Source organism: Stenotrophomonas sp. PFBMAA-4, assembly GCF_030053215.1.
GTDB lineage: Bacteria > Pseudomonadota > Gammaproteobacteria > Xanthomonadales > Xanthomonadaceae > Stenotrophomonas.
Genome location: NZ_JASGBW010000005.1, coordinates 1 through 18,073, shown reverse-complemented (window position 1 = coordinate 18,073; position 18,073 = coordinate 1). Strand labels below are relative to the sequence as shown.

The window sequence follows — 18,073 nt, the reverse complement described above, 5'->3', positions numbered from 1 at the left end:
GGAGGCCCGCGATGACCAGCTCGGCCCACGACGCCGGCAGCAGCGATTTCGAGAACCTGTCCCGCCAGTACTTCGGCGCCTGGGGCGATGCCCTGCGCCATGCCGCCACGCCGGGCGCACCGGCCGGGGACGACCCCGGCAGCTGGCAGCGCCTGTTCGACTGGTGGGGGCAGCTGTTGCCCGAGCAGGGGCAGGGTGCCCCGGAAGATGCGCTGCGCCGCTTCCGCGAGCAGGCTGGCAGCTGGTACGGCACCATGCAGGAAGTGGCCGCGCGCTTTGCCGGCCGCGACGCCAGCAGCGCCGACGTGGCCCAGGCCTGGCGCGAAGCCGTGCAGGGGCAGGGCGATGGCATGCTGCAGTGGATGCTGCAGGGCGCACGCGGCAGCACCCAGGCCGGTGCCTCGCTGCCCGAGTTCGCTGCCTGGCTGCAGCAATGGCAGGTGCAGGCGGGCCCGTGGCTGCAGAGCCCGGCGTTCGGCCCCGGCCGCGAGCACCAGGCGCGCTGGCAGACCCTGCTGCGTGCGCAGGAGGAATACCAGCAGCATTCGCGTGCCTACGTGGACCAGATCAAGCAGGCGCTGGAAGAGGCCTTCGACCTGTTCGAGAAGCGCCTGGCCGAGCACGAACAGCCGGGCAGCCAGCTGACCAGCGCACGGGCAATGTTCGACCTGTGGATCGAGGTGGCCGAAGAGGCCTACGCCAAGGTTGCCCTGTCCGAGGCGTTCCAGCAGGTCTACGCCTCGCTGGGCAATGCGCAGATGCGCCTGCGTGCGGGCCTGCAGCGCGAGGTCGAGCAGGTGAGCGAACGCATCGGCCTGCCCACGCGCAGCGAGATGGACGCCGCCCACCGCCGCATCGCCGAGCTGGAGCGCAGCCTGCGCCGCCTGCAGGCGCAGGTGGCGGTGCTGGCCGGTACCGCCGAGGTCGACCCGGTGGCGCAGCCCGCCCCGGCCAAGGTGAAGCCGGCCGCGCGCAAGGCGGCGAAGAAGGCCGCGCCGGCAAAGAAGTCCGCCGTGGCCAAGCCGGCTGCCAGGAAGGCCGCAGCAAAGAAAGCACCGGCGAAGCCCGCCACACGCCGCACCACTGCGCGGAAATAACGACCGATGAAAGGACCGCTGGGCTTCAACGCCGATGACCTGATGCAGGAAACCCTGGCCATGCAGCGCAAGCTGATGGAAGGGCTGAAACTGCTGCCGCAGGTGGAGGACGTGGATTATGGTGCCACCGCCCGCGAGGAAATCTGGCGCGACGGCAAGGTGGTGCTGTACCGGTTCGTGGGCGAGCAGGCGCCGAGCCGCAAGCCGCCGCTGCTGATCGTCTACGCGCTGGTCAACCGGCCGTACATGGTCGACCTGCAGGCGGACCGTTCGCTGGTGCAGAAGCTGCTGGCGCTGGGCCAGGACGTGTACGTGCTGGACTGGGGCTACCCGGACCGCTCCGAGCGCTTCCAGACCCTGGAGGACTACCTGCTGCGCTACATCGATGGCGCAGTGGATGCGCTGCGTGCGCGCAGCGGTGGGCCGGTGGACATGCTGGGCATCTGCCAGGGCGGCGTGTTCGCCCTGTGCTATGCCGCGCTGCGCCGGCACAAACTGGGCAACCTGATCACGATGGTCACCCCGGTCGATTTCCATACCGCCGACAACATGCTCTCGCACTGGGCGCGGCAGGTGGACGTGGACCTGCTGGTGGACACGCTGGGCAACATCCCGGCCGATCTGATGAACGCCAGTTACCTGATGCTCAAGCCGTTCCGGCTGAACGTGCAGAAGTACGTTGGCCTGCTGGACATCCTCGATGACAAGGCCGCGCTGGAGGATTTCCTGCGCATGGAGAAGTGGATCTTCGATTCGCCGGACCTGGCGGGCGAGGCGTTCCGTGACTTCATCAAGCAGTTCTACCAGGGCAACGGGCTGGTGAATGGCACAGTGCGGATCGGCGAGGAAGCGGTGGATCTGTCGCAGGTGACCCTGCCGGTCCTGAACATCTATGCCGAGCAGGATCATCTGGTGCCGCCGGATGCCTCGCGGGCCATGCGTGGGCGATTGGGCACGGCTGATTACACTGAATCCAGTTTTCGCGGCGGGCACATCGGGATCTACGTCTCCGGCCGCGCGCAGCGCGAAGTGCCGGCAACGATCGATGGCTGGCTGAAGGCCCGCGACCCGTAGAGTCGAGCTTGCTCGACTGCCTCTGTACACTGCCCTGGGGGGATGATGCCGTACCGTATTCCATTGATTCTCGCCGCACTGCTGGCAACGCCGCTTGCCCACGCCGCCCCCGGCCCGCAGGCGCAGCGCGAGATCGCCCAGCTGATCGGCAGCCTGGATGGTTCGCAGTGCCGGTTCCAGCGCAACGGCAGCTGGCATGACGCGGCCGAGGCGCGTGCGCACCTGCAGCGCAAGTACGATTACCTGCTGAAGAAGGACAAGGTGGACAGCGCCGAGCAGTTCATCGAGCGCGCGGCCAGCCAGAGCAGCATGAGCGGCAAGCCTTACCGCATCCAGTGCCCCGGGCAGGCTGAACAGACCGCCGCGGCCTGGTTCGGCACCCGCCTGCAGGCGCTGCGCCAACGCACGCCGTAGACATGGCCCGGGTGTAGAGTCGAGCCACGCTCGACTGTGCCTTCTGATTCCCGAGGAGAACCGCCATGAACACCACGCCACGCACGCTGTCGCGTTCGTTGAACGATCGCATGATCGCCGGCGTGATGGGCGGCATCGCCCATCGCTTCGGCTGGAACCCGACCCTGGTGCGGATCGTGTTCGTGTTGATCTCGATCGGCTCGGCGGCTTTCCCCGGCATCCTGATCTATCTGATCCTGTGGCTGCTGATCCCGAACGAGGCCGATTGAACGCCGCCTCCCGGCCCTGGCCCCTCTGGCTGCGCGCGCTGCAGGTGCTGGGCGCGGCCTGGACCGTGCCCAATACGCTGATCGGTGTGATCGCTGGGCTGGCCGGCCTGTTGGGCGGGGCGAAGCTGCGCTGGAGCGGGCGCGACTGTGCGCTCATCTTCGACCACTGGCCCTGGGGGCCGGGTGGGGCGATCACGTTGGGCAATGTGATCCTGCACACCGGCCACGACCTGGGCATGTCGTGCCGCACTTATGCGCACCAGGCGGGGTGGGGCGTGGAGCCGCTGATCCGGCTGGATGACCACGAGCGGGCGCACGTGTACCAGTACCTGGTGCTGGGGCCGCTGTACCTGCCGGTGTACCTGCTGTGCGGCGGGGTGAGTGCGCGCAATCCGTTCGAGCGCGCGGCGGATCATTACGCCCGGTTCGGGCATGGCTGGTGGCCGTAGTGTCCAGCCAACGGCGCAGCCCCTCGTGGCTGGGGCGCGGTGATTCATGGGGGCTGGCCGGGCAGGTGGATTGCGCAGGGGACGCTGCAAGTACGTCCCTGTAAGCTCGGTCGCCGCATCCATGCGGCTCACGCCCCTGCGCAACCCACCTGCCCGGCCACGGACACGTTCCTGGGGCGTCCAGCCACGAAAAAGAAAAAGAACAGCAGAAGCGGGTCGCGCGCTGCGCTTGCTCGTGTAGAGCCGAGCCTGCGCTCGGCTTGCCGTTGCCCCGCGAAAGGCAGCCGAGCATGGGCTCGGCTCTACAAAGAGCGGCCAGCCAGGCCGCTCTGCTTTTGATCTTCTTTTTCTTTTCCGTGGGTGGTGGCACCCGGGAACCGCCCGGCCCAGCTCGCGATGCCGATCGACTGCCAGTCAACCAACCACCACCACCCACGAGGGGCTGCGCCGTTGGCTGGAAACCCCCGTTTGTTAGCCGGAAGTTAAGGATCTGTAAGCATTCTGCAGTGATCCGGCAGTCATCTGCATGCAACCGATCGTCATTAGCCTTCGTGACGTTCCAGTCAGCTTGATCGCGGTAAGCTCTATCCCGATGAGCTCGCAAGTACCGCTCATCGTGTGCAGTACGCAGTAGCAATTTGGAGGAAGACATCACATGGCAATCGTTCTCTATGTGGGTGGTAGCAAGGATGGCGAAAAGGGCGTAGTGCCCTACGGCTTCAGCAAATCCCGCGCCGACACCGCGCTGGGGCCGGAGTTCTACACCGAGCGGTTCATGGAACTGCAGGGTGTCGGCAAGGTCCGGTTGATGGCCCTGGAAAGCCTGCGCGACGACATCGTCATGCAGCGCGCCGCCCGCCACTACCGTTGACCCCGTAGCACGCGGCAGGGCGCGCCCACCATCGCGCCCGCGCCGGCATCCCAGCCCCCCCGCCAGGATGCCGGCGTCCAGACCGGCCGCCGGAGGCTGAATCCCACCGCCTGTCAACGCCTTGTCCCGCTCGGCCGGGGGTTGCCAGAATGGGACCTTCCCGTAACGCGGCCCAGACCTGAAGCAATGCACGACGCCAAGAACGCCCAGAGCGCGCTCGCCCAGCAGATCGCCCAGACCATCGCCGACGAGATCGGTGCCCAGTCCGCCCAGGTACGTGCCGCGGTCGGCCTGCTCGACGAGGGCGCCAGCGTTCCGTTCATCGCCCGCTACCGCAAGGAAGTGACCGGTGGCCTGGACGACACCCAGCTGCGCAACCTGGAAGTACGCCTGACCTACCTGCGCGAGCTGGAAGACCGCCGCGCCGCCGTGTTGGCCAGCATCGGCGAGCAGGGCAAGCTGAGCGACGCGCTGCGCAACGACATCCTCGCCGCCGATACCAAGAGCCGCTTGGAGGATCTGTACCTGCCGTACAAGCCCAAGCGCCGCACCCGCGCGCAGATCGCCCGCGAGGCCGGGCTGGAGCCGCTGGCCGATGGCCTGCTGGGCGACCCCACGCAGGACCCGCAGGTGTTCGCTGCCACCTTCGTCGATGCTGAAAAGGGCGTGGCCGATACCAAGGCGGCGCTGGAAGGCGCCCGCGCGATCCTGATGGAGCGCTGGGGCGAAGATGCCGCGCTGGTGGGCGAACTGCGCACCTGGCTGGGCGAAACCGGCGTCATCCGCGCCCGCGTGGCCGAGGGCAAGGAAACCGAGGGCGCCAAGTACCGCGATTATTTCGAACACGCCGAATCGCTGGCGAAGATTCCCTCGCACCGCCTGCTGGCGCTGTTCCGGGCGCGCCGCGAAGAGATCCTGTTCCTGGAGCTGGACCCGGGCAGCGATGCCGAAGCCGGCCACCAGTACGCCGAAGGCCGCGTGGCGCGCAAGGCCGGCATCGCCGACCAGGGCCGCGCCGGCGATCGCTGGCTGCTCGATGCCTGCCGCCTGACCTGGCGCGCGAAGCTGCACACGCACCTGCTGCTGGACCTGTTCAACCAGGCCCGCGAGAAGGCCGAGGCCGACGCCATTGCCGTGTTCGGTGACAACCTGAAGGACCTGCTGCTGGCCGCGCCGGCCGGGCCGAAGACCGTGCTGGGCCTGGACCCGGGCATCCGCACCGGCTGCAAGATCGCCGTGGTCGATGCCACCGGCAAGCTGGTGGCCACCGAGACCATCTACCCGCACGAGCCGCGCCGGCAGTGGGACCAGTCGCTGCAGACGATCAGGCAGCTGTGCGCCAAGCACAACGTCGAACTGATCGCGATCGGCAACGGCACCGCCAGCCGCGAGACCGACAAGCTGGCCGGTGAGGCGATCAAGGCCGCCGGCAACCCGAAGCTGCAGAAGGTGGTGGTCAGCGAGGCCGGTGCCTCGGTGTACTCGGCGTCTGAATTTGCGGCCAAGGAGTTCCCCGGCCTGGACGTGTCGCTGCGTGGCGCGGTGTCTATCGCCCGCCGCCTGCAGGACCCGCTGGCCGAACTGGTGAAGATCGAACCCAAGGCGATCGGAGTTGGCCAGTACCAGCACGACGTGGACCAGTACCGCCTGGCGCGGGCGCTGGATGCGCGCGTGGAGGACTGCGTGAACGCTGTCGGCGTCTACGTCAACACCGCGTCGGCCGCGCTGCTGTCGCGCGTGTCCGGCCTGTCGTCCACGGTGGCCGAGAACATCGTGCGCCACCGCGATGACAACGGCCCGTTCAAGCGCCGCAAGGATCTGCTGAAGGTCGCGCGCCTGGGCGAAAAGACCTTCGAGCAGTGCGCCGGCTTCCTGCGCATCGCCGATGGAGACCAGCCGCTGGATGCCTCGGCCGTGCACCCGGAAGCCTATCCGGTGGTCGAGCGCATCGTCGCCAGCACCGCGCGCCCGATCAAGGCGCTGATCGGCGACGGCAGCTTCCTGCGTGGCCTGAAAGCCGAGCAGTTCACCGATGCGACCTTCGGCGTGCCGACGGTGCGCGACATCCTCAAGGAACTGGAAAAGCCGGGCCGCGACCCGCGTCCGGAGTTCAAGGCGGCCCGCTTCGCCGAGGGCGTGGAGGACATCAAGGACCTGCGCGAAGGCATGGTGCTGGAAGGCGTGGTCAGCAACGTGGCAGCCTTCGGTGCCTTCGTCGACATCGGCGTGCACCAGGACGGGCTCATCCATATCTCGGCGCTGTCGGACACCTTCGTCAAGGATCCGCGCGACGTGGTCAAGGCCGGCGACATCGTCAAGGTGAAGGTGCTGGAGGTGGACGTGCCGCGCAAGCGCATTGCCCTGACCCGGCGCCTGGACGACACCCCCGGCCAGGCCACCAGCCGGCCGGGCCAGCGCGAGGAGCGCGGCCAGGGGCAGGGGCCGCGCCGCGATGCAGGCGGCCCGAACCGTGGCCAGAACCGCGGGCAGGGCACGGGCGGTCGCCCCGCGCAGTCGACGCCACCGGCCAACAACGCCCTGGCCGACGCCTTCGCCCGCGCCAAGCGCAGCTGACCTCCGCCCCACCTGCGCTGCGGCCCGGGTGGGGGGACTTGTCGAGGTTCCCCCACAGTGCGCACACTTGCGCCCATGGGGGGGCCATCGGGCCGTCCCGACGTCGCCGGGGAGGGCCGTGGCGCCAATCGTACCCGCCAGCATCCATCACGGTTGCAGCCCACTGCTGCGGCCGGCGTGCGCGTGCGCGCAGGGCACGGGGCGCTGATGGGCGGCCCCGGCAACAACGAAGGCACCCTGGTCGAGCGCCGCCTGCTGGAGCTGGCCGAAGACCGTCGCCGCCTGGCGATGATCATTGAAGGCACCGCCGCCGGCACCTGGGAATGGAACGTGCAGACCGGCCAGATGCGCATCAACGCGCGCTGGGCGGAGATCGTCGGCTACCGCCAGGAAGACCTGGAGCCGGTAAGCCAGGACACGTTCCAGGCACTGGTCCATCCCGATGACCTGGCGCGTTCGGATGCGGCGCTGGAAGCGCATTTCCAGGGGCACACCGATCAGTACGCGTGCCTGCTGCGCATGCGCCACAAGGACGGCCGCTGGATCTGGATCCACGACCGCGGGCGCGTGTTCGAGTGGGACGGGCAGGGGCGACCGCTGTGGATGGCCGGCGCCCATGACGATGTGACCGAACTGCAGCAGGCCCGGCAGGACGCGGCGGAAATGCGCCAGCGGCTGCAGGCGCTGGTCGATGCATCCGACGAAGTGGCGGTGATGGCCACCGATCCGCAGGGCATGATCACCCTGTTCAACACCGGCGCCGAGCGCCTGCTGGGCTATTCGGCCGACGATGTGGTGGGCCGGGTCGACCCGGGCATCTTCCATGAGCCTGAAGAGATGGCCGTGTTCCTGGCGCCGCTGGCCGATGCCGAGGGGCGCCTGCCGACGATGTTCCAGGCCATGACCGCGCAGGCCCAGGGCCGCACGTTCTCGCGGCGGTGGACCTTCCTGCGCAAGGATGGCCAGCGCCGCCAGGTGCGCCTGTCGATCAGCCGCATGGACGGTGCCGACGGCCAGCGCATCGGCTACGTCGGCATGGCCATCGACATCACCGAGATGCAGCAGGCGCGTGCCGATGCGCGGCTGGCGGCGGACAAGTTCGCCGGTGCGTTCACCTCGGCGGCGCTGGGCATGGCCCTGGTCTCGCTCGAAGGGCGCTGGCTGGACGTCAACAACGCGCTGTGCCGGATCCTGGGCTACCCGCGCGAAGAGCTGCTGCAGGTGGATTTCCAGCGCCTGACCCATCCGGCCGACCTGCAGACCGACCTGGCCCTGGTGCAGGACCTGCTGGCCGGCCGGCGCAACTACTACCACCTGGAAAAGCGCTACCTCAACCGCGATGGCAACACCATCTGGGCGCGCCTGTCGGTCTCGCTGGTGCGCAACGAGCGCGGTGAGCCGCTGCATTTCGTGTCGCAGATCCAGGACGTCACTGCGCAGCGCAGCAGTGAGCAGCGCCTGTACGAAACCGAACAGCGCAGCCGCATCACCCTGGATGCCGTGACGGACCTCGTGCTGAGCGTGACCCTGGAAGGACGTATCGAGTATGCCAACGCTGCGGCCGTGCGCATCCTTGCGGGTGATAACGCGCTGGCTCTGGCCGGCCACAACGTGCAGGACGTGCTGTCGCTCACCACCGAATACGCGCCCGGCTCGGTGCTGGACGTGGCCGTACTGCTGGACCCGGACAGCAATGCCGTGGACCTGCATGCTGACCTGCTGATGCGGATGGGCGCAGCCACAGTGCCGGTGGACCTCACCCGTGCCTGGCTGCGCGACGACGACGGCCACGTGCGCGGCGCGGTGTGGGTGCTGCGCGACGATACCCAGCAGCGCGCCCGCCAGCGCGAGGCGCGCCACCTGGCCGAGATCGACCCGCTGACCGAACTGGGCAACCGCCGGGGTTTCGAGGCGCACCTGCAGCAGGCGATCACCCGCGTCGAGCGCACCGGCCAGGCCGCCTCGCTGATGTTCATCGACCTGGACCGCTTCAAGCCGGTCAACGACACCTGGGGCCATCTGGCCGGCGATGCCGTGCTGTGGGCAGTGGCCAGCGTACTGCGCCACGGCGTGCGCGATTCGGACATCGTGGCGCGGCTGGGCGGCGACGAGTTCGCGGTGATTCTGCCTGGCTGTGGCCCGCGCCGTGCCGCCCGCATCGGCCGCGAACTGCTGCAGACCCTGGCCGCGCTGTCCATTCCGTGGGACACCGCACGGCTGCGTATCGGCGCCAGCATCGGCATTGCCCCGCTTGAGACGGGCATGACCGTGGATGAGGCGGTGGCCTCCGCCGATGCCCAGTGCTACCGGGCCAAGGCCATGGGCCGCAACAACGTGCAGGTGCAGGGCGAACTGGGCGAACTGCCCGGCGAGGACAACGAGCCGGGCTGAACCGGTGCGTACCGGGCGCCCGCATGAAGCATGTTTCATTTGCCCGCACCGGCCGATTTGGCGAGCATGGGCGAGTCTGGACTTCAGCGGTGCCCATGTCGCGCGTATTGACCATCGAGGACGATGCCATCACCGCCCAGGAAATCGTGGCGGAGCTGGGCAACCATGGGCTGCAGGTGGACTGGGTGGCCGACGGCCGTGAAGGCCTGGTCCGTGCCGCCAGCGGCGACTACGACGCCATCACCCTGGACCGCATGCTGCCCGGGCTGGATGGCCTGGCCATCGTCACCACCCTGCGCCGCATCGGCGTGCAGACCCCGGTGCTGATGCTCAGCGCGTTGTCCGACGTGGACGAGCGCGTGCGTGGCCTGCGTGCCGGCGGCGATGACTACCTGACCAAGCCGTTCGCTTCCGACGAGATGGCTGCGCGGGTGGAAGTGCTGCTGCGTCGCCGCCAGCAGCCGGCCAGCAACGAGACCGTGCTGCGCGTGGGCGACCTGCAGCTGGACCTGCTGGCGCGCACCGCCCACCGGGGTGGCCGCAGCCTGAGCCTGCTGCCGACCGAGTTCAAGCTGCTGGAATACCTGATGCGCAACGCCGGGCAGGTGTTGACCCGGATGATGCTGTTCGAGGAAGTGTGGGGCTACCACTTCGACCCGGGCACCAACCTGATCGACGTCCATATCGGCCGCCTGCGGCGCAAGCTCGACCAGGCCGACCTGCCGTCGCTGATCCGTACCGTGCGCGGCAGTGGCTATGTCCTCAGCGAAACTGTCTGACGGCTGGCGTTCGTCCAGCAGCCGCCTGCTGGGGCTGTACAGCCTGCTGTTCGTGGCGTGGTCGTGCGTGCTGCTGGGCGTGCTGTACTGGCGGGTGTCGCTGTACCTGGACGAGCTGGCGCAGTCTGCGGTCCTGCAGCGGGCGCACCTGTTCGAACACTTCACCGGCGACGCGCTGACCGAAGCCCTGCGCGAGAACCGCCGCTACGACCTGCATGGCATCGACGCCTACGGGCTGTTCAGCCCGCAGGGTCAGCCGCTGGCCGGCGTGCTGAAAACCCTGCCGGCGCAACTGCCGCGCGATGGCAGCGCGCACCCGGTATCGGGGCTGCCGATCACCGATGCCAACGCGCAGGGCAAGCGCGGCTTCGGCCTGGCGATGCCGACCCGCGACGGCCGCATCCTGGTGCTGGTGCGCTACAGCGGTCCCTTGAACGAGGTGAATCACCTGATTCTTGATGCGCTGCTGTGGGGCGTGTCGCTGACCCTGGTGCCCGGCCTGCTCGGCTGGCACCTGCTGCGCCGGCGGCCACTGCGGCGCATCCAGGCCATTGAACAGGCCACCGCGCAGATCGTGGCCGGCAACCTGGGGCAGCGCCTGCCGTTGTCCAGCCGCCGCGATGAACTGGACATGCTGGCTTCGATCGTCAATGCGATGCTCGACCGCATCGAGCAGTTGATGACCGAGGTCAAAGGGGTGTGCGACAACATCGCCCACGACCTGCGCACGCCGCTGACCCGGCTGCGCGCGCAGCTGTACCGCATGCGCCAGCAGGTGGGCGAGGGTGAACCGCAGGCGCTTGCGCTGGAGCAGGTGCTGGACGAGACCGATACGCTGATGGCGCGTTTCCGCGCGCTGCTGCGTATTTCCGAGCTGGAGGACCACCAGCGCCGCTCCGGTTTCGTCGCGCTGGCGCCGGAGGCGCTGCTGCAGGAGATCCATGCGTTCTACGCGCCGCTGGCCGAGGAAAAGGGCCAATGGCTGGAGCTGGAACTGGCGGCGGACCTGCCGGGCGTGGTGGGTGATCGCGGGCTGTTGTTCGAGGCGATCGGCAACCTGCTGGACAACGCGATCCGGTTTGCGCCGGAGGGCGGCCGGGTGCGGCTGGCCGCGCGGGTACAGGACACTGCCACGTGCATCGTGGTGGAGGATTCCGGCCCGGGCATTGCCGAGGCGGAGCGCAGCCTGGTGTTCCAGCGGTTCCATCGGGCTGATGCGAGCGAAGGCGGGGGGTTCGGCCTGGGCCTGTCGATCGTGGCGGCCATTGCTGGCCTGCACGGGTTCCGTGTGACGGCCGGGGAGTCGCGGCTGGGCGGTGCCAGTTTCAGCCTGCTGTGCCGGCCGCAGGTGCTGTAGGGGGTGTTCTTCTGCAGGGCTTGCAGCCCTGCACCTGCTGCAATCAACTTCAAAAGCCTGCATTCCGTGGGATGGCGGGGTGGGTCCGGTTGCTGACGGTGGGTGCCGACCGTTGGTCGGCGCGGGGTCGGATATCGATGTCTGACAGATGTGTCGACCAAGGTCGACACCTACCAACAGCCGGCATTGCCAGTAGATCCACGCCATGCGTGGATGAATTCATCCGATATCTGACAGATGTGCCGACCAACGGTCGGCACCCACCACCAGCAGGTTCCAACAGCCGCGTGAACCTGTCGAAGGCGGGGCACTGTGGGTTTGCGGGGTGTGAGCCGCATGGATGCGGCGACCAAGCCCCCATGGATGGGTTTACGGCGTCCCCGCAAACCCACAGTGCCCCGCCATCCCACGGAATGCCGCTGTGGCTTTTGCAGTTGACGTTGTATTAAGCAGGTGCAGGGCGCAGCCCTGCCGAACCCCACCCCTTTCATGAAAGATGTTTCATCCACGGCACAGCTTTGTTTTAACTGCCAGCGCCGATACTTTCCGGCCTGCGCTGCCCACGGTGGGCACACGCACTGCTGGAGAGCTGCATGCTCGGCTTGGTCAGGACCGCGCTCAACAAGCCTTACACCTTCGTGGTGATGGCCATTTTCATCTGCATCGTCGGTCCGCTCAGCGCCCTGCGTACGCCCACCGACGTGTTCCCCGACATCGGCATCCCCGTCATCGCCGTCGTCTGGCAGTACACCGGCCTGTCCCCCGATGCCATGTCCGGCCGCGTCATCTCGCCCTACGAGCGCGCGCTCAGCACCACCGTCAACGACATCGAACACATCGAATCGCAGTCGTTGGCCGGCATGGGCGTGGTCAAGGTGTTCTTCCAGCCCGGCGTGGACATTCGTACCGCCAACGCGCAGATCACCGCCATCTCGCAGACCATCGTCAAGCAGATGCCGGCCGGCATGACCCCGCCGCTGATCCTCAACTACAGCGCTTCCACCGTGCCGGTGCTGCAGATGGCGTTCTCCAGCCCGACCCTGGGCGAATCGCAGATCCGCGACCTGGCGCAGAACACCGTGCGCCCACCGCTCACCTCCATTCCCGGCCTGGCCATCCCCGCACCCTACGGCGGCAAGCAGCGGCAGATCACCCTCGACCTCGATCCGCAGGCGCTGGCCGCCAAAGGCCTGTCCGCGCAGGACGTCGGCAACGCGCTGGCCGCGCAGAACCAGATCACCCCGGTGGGCACGGCCAAGCTGGGCGGCAACGAGTTCACCGTGCTGCTCAACAACAGCCCAAGCGACATCGAAGCGCTCAACGATCTGCCGATCCGCACGGTCAATGGCGCGGTGGTCACCATCGGCCAGGTCGCCCACGTGCGCGATGGCTCGCCGCCACAGACCAACATCGTGCGCGTCAACGGCGGCCACTCGGTGCTGATGGCCGCGCTGAAGAATGGCGATGCCTCCACGCTCACCCTGGTCAGCCGCATCCGCGCCATGCTGCCGCAGATCGGCGAAACCCTGCCGCCATCGCTGAAGATCTCGCTGCTTGGCGATGCTTCCACCTTCGTGCGTGAATCGATCAGCAGCGTCGCCCGCGAAGGCATCATCGCCGCGCTGCTGACCAGCGTGATGATCCTGGTGTTCCTCGGTAGCTGGCGTTCGACGGTGATCATCGCTGCATCGATCCCGCTGGCGGTGCTGTCGGCCATCGCGCTGCTGTCGGCGGCCGGGCAGACGCTCAATGTGATGACCCTGGGCGGCCTGGCGCTGGCGGTGGGCATCCTGGTCGACGATGCGACGGTGACCATCGAGAACGTCAACTGGCACCTGGAGCAGGGCAAGGGCGTGCGCGAGGCCATCCTCGATGGCGCCGCACAGATCGTCGGCCCGGCGTTCGTCTCGCTGCTGTGCATCTGCATCGTGTTCGTGCCGATGTTCCTGCTCGATGGCATCGCCGGCTACCTGTTCCGCCCGATGGCGCTGGCGGTCATCTTCGCCATGGGCAGTTCGTTCGTGCTGTCGCGCACCCTGGTGCCGACCATGGCGCTGTACCTGCTGCGCCCGCACCGGGTCGAGCATGGCGTGGGCCACCATCCCGAAGATGCCTTCCTCAACCATCACGAGGGCGATCATCCGCAGCACCGCCGCGCGCGCCTGGCCGCCACGCTGGTGCGCTGGCAGCAGCGCTTCGAAGGCGGTTTCTCGGCCGTGCGTGACCGCTACCACGCGCTGCTTGGCCTGGCCCTGGGCAACCGCCGGCCGTTCCTGATCGGCTTCATGGCCTGCGTGCTGGTGTCGTTCGCACTGCTGCCGACCCTGGGCCAGGATTTCTTCCCGGCCACCGAGGCCAGTGCGCTGTCGCTGCATGTGCGCCTGCCGCTGGGCACCCGCATCGAGGAAACCGCTGCTGCCTTCGATCGCATTGAGGCGCGCATCCGCCAGGAAGTCCCGCCGGCCGAGATCGATGCCATCGTCGACAACCTGGGCCTGCCGATGACCGGCATCAACATGGCCTACAGCGCCAGCGGCACCATCGGCCCGCAGGACGGTGACATCCAGGTTTCGCTGAAGCCCGGACACGGTGATGCCGCCGGGTACGAGCGTCGCCTGCGCGAAGTGCTGCCGGCCGCCTTCCCGGGCACCAGCTTCGCCTTCCTGCCGGCCGATACCAGCAGCCAGATCCTCAACTTCGGTTCGCCGGCGCCGATGGACGTGCGCATTGCCGGGCCCAATGCGGCCGGCAACCGCGCCTATGCGCAGGAACTGATCCGCCGCCTGCGCCACGTGCCCGGCCTGGTCGATCTGCGCCTGCAGCAGCCCGATGGCTACCCGACGCTGAAGGTGGACGTGGACCGCCTGCGCGCCAACGGCCTGGGCATCACCGAGCGCGACGTCACCAACAGCATGGTGGCCTCGCTGGCCGGCAGTGGCCAGGTGGCGCCGACGTTCTGGCTGAGCCCGAAGAACGGCATTTCCTATGGCGTGGTGGCCGCCACCCCGCAGTACCGCATGGACAGCCTGGCCGCCTTGAGCGCGTTGCCGGTCACCGGCAGCAGCGGCGTGCCGCAGGTGCTGGGCGGCCTGGCCGAGATCCAGCGCGGTTCCAGTTCGGCGGTGGTGACCCACTACAACGTGCAGCCCACCCTGGACGTGTACGCCAGCGTGCAGGGACGCGACCTGGGCGCGGTGGCCGCCGATGTGCAGACGGTCATCGATGGCATGGCCAGCCAGCGCCCGCGTGGCACCGAGGTCGGCCTGCATGGCCAGATCGATGCGCTGCATGTGGCCTTTACCGGCCTCGGCTACGGCCTGCTGGCCGCCATCGTGCTGATCTACCTGCTGATCGTCATCAACTTCCAGTCGTGGACCGATCCCTTCGTCATCATCACCGCGCTGCCCGCTGGCCTCGCCGGTGTGGTCTGGATGCTGTTCCTCACCCACACCTCGTTGTCGGTGCCCGCGCTGACCGGGGCCATCCTGTGCATGGGCGTGGCCACGGCCAATTCGATCCTGGTGGTCAGTTTCTGCCGCGAGCGCCTGGCCGAACACGGCGATGCCGCCAAGGCCGCGCTGGAAGCCGGGTTCACCCGTTTCCGGCCGGTCTGCATGACCGCGCTGGCGATGATCCTGGGCATGCTGCCGACCGCACTGTCCACCGAGCAGAACGCGCCGCTGGGCCGCGCGGTCATCGGCGGCCTGCTGCTGGCGACCTGCGCCACCCTGTTGTTCGTGCCGGTGGTGTTTGCCCTGGCCCACTCGCGTAAGCCCCGCACCGCCCCCGCCGGAGAGCCCCTGCATGTCTGATGCTTCGCTGCCGCAGCGTTCGCTGCGCCGCCCCCTCATCCTGGGTGCCGCCATCGCGGTGGTCGTGGTTGCCGCCGGCCTGGGCCTGCGCGCGCAGCAGGCGCACGCCGTGGTGGAATGGACCGAGCGCCAGGCGGTGCCGGCCGTGCAGGTTGTCACGGCCGGTGCACAGGCGGCGGCGGGCACGATGACCCTGCCGGCGCACCTGACTGCCTGGACCGAAGCGCCCATCCACGCGCGGGTCGGTGGCTACCTCAAATCATGGAATGCCGACATCGGCCAGTCGGTCAAGGCCGGCCAGGTGCTGGCGGTGATCGACAGCCCGGAACTGGATCAGCAGATCGCCCAGGCCCATGCGCACCTGCTGCAGGCGCAGGCCGATGCCGCGCTGGCCAAGGTCAGTGCCGAGCGCTGGCAGGGCATGCTGGGCAGCCATTCGGTGTCGCGCCAGGAAGCCGATGAGAAGCAGGCCAATGCGCTGGCGGCGCAGGCCAGCGTGGAAGCGGCGCAGGCCGACTATGCGCGGCTGCAGGAACTGGGGCGCTACCGCACGCTGCGCGCACCGTTCGATGGCACCGTAACCTCGCGGCAGACCGACGTCGGCCAGCTGATCCGCGCCGATGACAGCGGCCGCGAACTGTTCAACATTGCCGACACGCGCCGCCTGCGCCTGATGGTGCCGGTGCCGCAGAACAGCGCGGGCAGCATCACGCCGGGTCTGCAGGCCAGCCTGCAGGTGCCGGGCCACTCCGGCCGCCACTTCACCGCCACACTGCAGGGAGACTCCAGTGCGATCGACCGCAGTTCGGGCACGCTGCTGGCGCAGTTCGTGGTCGACAACGCCGACGGCGCGCTGCTGCCGGGCAGCTACGCCGAAGTGACCCTGCCGCAGCAGGGCGGCGGCGATGGCGTGAGCGTGCCGTCCGAGGTGCTGATCTTCCGCGCCAAGGGCACCCAGGTGGCGGTGGTCGATGGCAAGGACATCGTCCACCTGCGCGACATCCATATCGCCAGCGACCTGGGCAGCACGCTGCGGGTGGACCGTGGGCTGAAGGCGGGCGACCGGGTCATTCCCAACCCGCCGGATGCCCTGCGCGAAGGCGACCATGTGCGCGTGGTCGCCGGTGAGCAGGAGCCTGCACATGCGCGTGGTTGAACGCCGGCTGGTGCTGGTGCTGGGCGCGGTGCTGCTCGGCGGATGTTCGCTCGCGCCGACTTACCAGGTGCCTGCCGTGGCGATGCCGGCAGGCTATGAAGGCAGTGGCGCACCCGCGGCCGCCTCGCCGTTGCCGGCTGCGTGGTGGCAGGCCTTCCAGGATCCGCAGCTGGACCACCTGCAGCAGCAGCTGGTCGAGGCCAGCCCGACCCTGGCGCTGGCCGTGGCCCATTACGATGCCGCGCGTGCCGCAGCCGGTGAAGTGGCGTCGGCCCGCGCGCCGCAGGTCGGCTTCAGTGGCGGCCCGATGCGCCAGCGCCAGTCCGATGACAAGCCGCTGCGCAGCGCCACCCAGCCTGCGATCTACGACAGCAACAGCGCGGCGTTCTCGCTGTCCTTCGACCTGGACCTGTGGGGACGCCTGCGCAATGCCGCCGCTGCGGCAGGGGCGCGTGCCGAGGCCAGCGGCGATGACCTGGCGGCGGCGCGGCTGAGCCTGTCGCAGCAGCTGGCCGGGCTGTACCTGCAGCTGCGCGGCGCCGAGGCGCAGCAGGTGATCCTGCGCGACAGCATCGACGACTACCGGCAGGCGCTGGCCCTGACCGAAGACCGTTTCCGCGGCGAGATCGCCTCGGAACTGGATGTGGCCCGCGCGCGCCACCAGCTGGCCAGTGCACAGGCCGACCTGGATGCACTGGATGCACGCCATGCGCTGCTGCGCCATGCCATCGCCGAACTGGTGGGGGCCCCGGCCAGTGGCTTCGTGCTGGCCGACGGCAATCTACCAGCGCTGCCGCAGGTTCCTGCGGACCTGCCCAGCAACCTGTTGCAGCAGCGCCCGGACATCGCCGCAGCCGAGCGGCGGGTGTTTGCCGCCAACGCCGGCATCGGGGTGGCGCGTGCCGCTTGGTTCCCGCAGCTCAGCCTGACCGGGCTGCTGGGTGGGCAGACCTCGGGCAGCGCGTCGGTGCTGGACGTGGGCAACCGCTACTGGGCGCTGGGCCCGCTGGCGGCGCTGCCGGTGTTCGATGGTGGCCGCCGCAGGGCTGCGAAGGCGCAGGCCTACGCCGAGTTCGATGCGGCCTCGGCGCAGTACCGGGCCACGGTGCTGGCGGCGATCCGCGAGGTCGAGGACCAGCTGACCCTGCTGCGCCAGCTGGACGCGCAGCGCGGGCACGAGGACGACGCCGTGCAGGCCGCGCGGCGCGCAGAACAGATCGCACGCGACCGCTACGCCGGCGGCGCGGTGAGCTACCTGGATGTAGTGAGTGCGCAGACCGACGCGCGGCAGGCGCAGCTGGGCCTGCAGGACATCCAGAGCCGGCAGCTGCAGGCCAGCGCAGCGCTGATGGCAGCCCTCGGCGGCGGCTGGGTGCGCTGAGTCCGGCCACGGTCTCAACCTGTGAGAGGGCGGGGCGGAACAATCGCCCCATCGCCACCTCAGCAGGGAAGTGCCATGAGCCGTTGGAACACCCACATCGTCGGCGCCTACGCGCCCGCCAGCATCGGCTGGCTGCTGGCCCTGGCCGGCGGCCTGCGCCTGGAACAGCTGCGTGCCGACCCGCTGGCGCAGTCACTGGTGCCGGTGCTGCAATGGGGCGTGGCCAGCGCGCTGCTGGCTACCCTGGCCTGCATCATCGGCGCCAGCGCCGTACTGTGGCGCAACGGGCGCAGGCCCCGCTGAGCAGGCCAGTCTTGGTAGAGTCGAGGGGGGGGGGCGGGGGGGGGCGCCCCCCCCCCCCCCCCGGGGGCCGGGGCCCGGGGGGGGGGGGGGGGGGGGGGGGGCCGCCGGGACGGGCGCCGGGGCGGGGGCCCGCCGGGGCCGCCCCC

At 69.0% G+C, this 18,073-nt stretch carries 14 protein-coding genes; all 14 read left to right on the top strand.

The genetic code is table 11. The features are described from left to right. The first annotated feature begins 11 nt into the window (after positions 1-11). The 14 genes from phaE (at position 12) to QMZ26_RS04945 (ending at position 17,927) form a co-directional block, all read left to right on the top strand. Positions 12-1,097 carry a class III poly(R)-hydroxyalkanoic acid synthase subunit PhaE gene (gene phaE, locus QMZ26_RS05010; RefSeq protein ID WP_283220754.1) on the top strand — a complete coding sequence of 362 codons (1,086 nt, stop codon included), beginning with the start codon at positions 12-14 and terminating at the stop codon, positions 1,095-1,097. A gap of 6 nt (positions 1,098-1,103) precedes the next feature. Then, positions 1,104-2,171, top strand: coding sequence for a class III poly(R)-hydroxyalkanoic acid synthase subunit PhaC (gene phaC, locus QMZ26_RS05005; RefSeq protein WP_283220753.1), 1,068 nt, complete (start codon positions 1,104-1,106; stop codon positions 2,169-2,171). Positions 2,172-2,216: 45 nt separating this feature from the next. Then, positions 2,217-2,585 (top strand): YfeK family protein, encoded by a 369-nt coding sequence (locus QMZ26_RS05000; protein WP_283220752.1) that lies wholly within the window; start codon positions 2,217-2,219, stop codon positions 2,583-2,585. Between the two features lie 65 nt (positions 2,586-2,650). Continuing rightward, positions 2,651-2,854, top strand: coding sequence for a PspC domain-containing protein (locus QMZ26_RS04995; RefSeq protein WP_079222293.1), 204 nt, complete (start codon positions 2,651-2,653; stop codon positions 2,852-2,854). Beyond that, entirely contained in the window at positions 2,851-3,303 is a 453-nt protein-coding gene (locus QMZ26_RS04990; RefSeq protein ID WP_283220751.1) for a hypothetical protein, read from the top strand. The genes QMZ26_RS04995 and QMZ26_RS04990 overlap by 4 nt, the downstream gene beginning before the upstream one ends. Before the next feature lie 655 nt (positions 3,304-3,958). After that, the gene (locus QMZ26_RS04985) at positions 3,959-4,174 is read left to right on the top strand and encodes a hypothetical protein (RefSeq protein ID WP_025879252.1); all 216 of its coding nucleotides are present in this window, start codon (positions 3,959-3,961) and stop codon (positions 4,172-4,174) included. Positions 4,175-4,360: 186 nt separating this feature from the next. Beyond that, entirely contained in the window at positions 4,361-6,748 is a 2,388-nt protein-coding gene (locus tag QMZ26_RS04980; protein WP_283220750.1) for a Tex family protein, read from the top strand. Positions 6,749-6,955: 207 nt separating this feature from the next. Then, positions 6,956-9,139 (top strand): PAS domain S-box protein, encoded by a 2,184-nt coding sequence (locus QMZ26_RS04975; protein ID WP_283220856.1) that lies wholly within the window; start codon positions 6,956-6,958, stop codon positions 9,137-9,139. A gap of 95 nt (positions 9,140-9,234) precedes the next feature. Further along, positions 9,235-9,918 (top strand): response regulator transcription factor, encoded by a 684-nt coding sequence (locus QMZ26_RS04970; protein WP_079222289.1) that lies wholly within the window; start codon positions 9,235-9,237, stop codon positions 9,916-9,918. Continuing rightward, complete coding sequence (locus tag QMZ26_RS04965) at positions 9,896-11,275, top strand: ATP-binding protein (protein WP_283220749.1); 1,380 nt, start codon at positions 9,896-9,898, stop codon at positions 11,273-11,275. The genes QMZ26_RS04970 and QMZ26_RS04965 overlap by 23 nt, the downstream gene beginning before the upstream one ends. A gap of 593 nt (positions 11,276-11,868) precedes the next feature. Next, on the top strand, positions 11,869-15,087 hold the full coding sequence (locus tag QMZ26_RS04960) for an efflux RND transporter permease subunit (RefSeq protein ID WP_283220748.1): 3,219 nt from the start codon (positions 11,869-11,871) through the stop codon (positions 15,085-15,087). Further along, a complete protein-coding gene (locus tag QMZ26_RS04955; protein ID WP_283220747.1) occupies positions 15,080-16,243 on the top strand; it encodes an efflux RND transporter periplasmic adaptor subunit in 1,164 nt (387 codons plus the stop codon). The genes QMZ26_RS04960 and QMZ26_RS04955 overlap by 8 nt, the downstream gene beginning before the upstream one ends. Continuing rightward, positions 16,230-17,624 (top strand): efflux transporter outer membrane subunit, encoded by a 1,395-nt coding sequence (locus QMZ26_RS04950; protein WP_283220746.1) that lies wholly within the window; start codon positions 16,230-16,232, stop codon positions 17,622-17,624. The genes QMZ26_RS04955 and QMZ26_RS04950 overlap by 14 nt, the downstream gene beginning before the upstream one ends. A 75-nt stretch (positions 17,625-17,699) precedes the next feature. Further along, on the top strand, positions 17,700-17,927 hold the full coding sequence (locus QMZ26_RS04945; RefSeq protein ID WP_079222284.1) for a hypothetical protein: 228 nt from the start codon (positions 17,700-17,702) through the stop codon (positions 17,925-17,927). The last annotated feature ends 146 nt before the right edge of the window (positions 17,928-18,073 follow it).

Excerpts from the sequence above, each read along its gene's own strand:
- phaE (WP_283220754.1), top strand. The coding sequence starts at position 12 with ATGACCAGCTCGGCCCACGACGCCGGCAGCAGCGATTTCGAGAACCTG.
- phaC (WP_283220753.1), top strand. The coding sequence starts at position 1,104 with ATGAAAGGACCGCTGGGCTTCAACGCCGATGACCTGATGCAGGAAACC.
- QMZ26_RS05000 (WP_283220752.1), top strand. The coding sequence starts at position 2,217 with ATGCCGTACCGTATTCCATTGATTCTCGCCGCACTGCTGGCAACGCCG.
- QMZ26_RS04995 (WP_079222293.1), top strand. The coding sequence starts at position 2,651 with ATGAACACCACGCCACGCACGCTGTCGCGTTCGTTGAACGATCGCATG.
- QMZ26_RS04985 (WP_025879252.1), top strand. The coding sequence starts at position 3,959 with ATGGCAATCGTTCTCTATGTGGGTGGTAGCAAGGATGGCGAAAAGGGC.
- QMZ26_RS04980 (WP_283220750.1), top strand. The coding sequence starts at position 4,361 with ATGCACGACGCCAAGAACGCCCAGAGCGCGCTCGCCCAGCAGATCGCC.
- QMZ26_RS04975 (WP_283220856.1), top strand. The coding sequence starts at position 6,956 with ATGGGCGGCCCCGGCAACAACGAAGGCACCCTGGTCGAGCGCCGCCTG.
- QMZ26_RS04970 (WP_079222289.1), top strand. The coding sequence starts at position 9,235 with ATGTCGCGCGTATTGACCATCGAGGACGATGCCATCACCGCCCAGGAA.
- QMZ26_RS04965 (WP_283220749.1), top strand. The coding sequence starts at position 9,896 with ATGTCCTCAGCGAAACTGTCTGACGGCTGGCGTTCGTCCAGCAGCCGC.
- QMZ26_RS04960 (WP_283220748.1), top strand. The coding sequence starts at position 11,869 with ATGCTCGGCTTGGTCAGGACCGCGCTCAACAAGCCTTACACCTTCGTG.
- QMZ26_RS04955 (WP_283220747.1), top strand. The coding sequence starts at position 15,080 with ATGTCTGATGCTTCGCTGCCGCAGCGTTCGCTGCGCCGCCCCCTCATC.
- QMZ26_RS04950 (WP_283220746.1), top strand. The coding sequence starts at position 16,230 with ATGCGCGTGGTTGAACGCCGGCTGGTGCTGGTGCTGGGCGCGGTGCTG.
- QMZ26_RS04945 (WP_079222284.1), top strand. The coding sequence starts at position 17,700 with ATGAGCCGTTGGAACACCCACATCGTCGGCGCCTACGCGCCCGCCAGC.